Source organism: Halobacillus sp. BBL2006 (assembly GCF_000786645.1).
In the GTDB taxonomy this organism is placed as follows: Bacteria; Bacillota; Bacilli; order Bacillales; family Halobacillaceae; genus Halobacillus.
The window spans coordinates 1-561 of sequence record NZ_JRNX01000924.1; the positions used below are offsets into that span (position 1 = coordinate 1).

Below are 561 nucleotides of genomic sequence, written 5' to 3' on the forward strand. Positions count from 1 at the left end.
CTTTTGATTGAGATCCACAAGCCGTTAAAGCACCTAAAACGAACAAGGAAAACAATAGGATCAGAAAACGTCTTTGCATAGGACTCAACTCCTTTGTCTCTACTTAAGGACAAAGGGAACGTTTTTATCTGGATGCAGAAGAAAATGTACGAAAGGTTCGGGATAAACCTTCAATGACGTCGGAAGCGAGTAGGTCTGTCTTCGAATGCTTTTCCCCGGTCAACGACTCAGCCGTATATCCATGGAGGACACAGCCATTGCTCAGCGCGTCCATTAGTGAACCTGTCTGCAGCATCATAGCAAACAGGATGCCTGAAAGCACATCTCCACTTCCACCTTTAGCTAATCCTGCATTTCCAGAAACATCTACTCTTTGCACTCCATCAGGAGCTGTGATGATTGTAGATGGACCTTTCAAAACAAGATATACACCATACTCATCAGCAAATTCACGACTGTAGGAAAAAGGAGACCGCAACACATCTTGAATCGATAATCCAGTCAAGTGAGCGAATTCTCCAGGGTGTGGTGTCAGCACGGTAGGCGCTCTTCTTTGTTTAA

The 561-nt window shown here is 44.6% G+C and carries 1 protein-coding gene; it reads right to left on the reverse strand.

The window, feature by feature from the left end; genetic code table 11:
- Positions 1–124: 124 nt before the first annotated feature.
- The coding region (locus LD39_RS21125) for an ADP/ATP-dependent (S)-NAD(P)H-hydrate dehydratase (RefSeq protein ID WP_197061474.1) at positions 125–561 on the reverse strand (437 nt) is incomplete at its 5' end.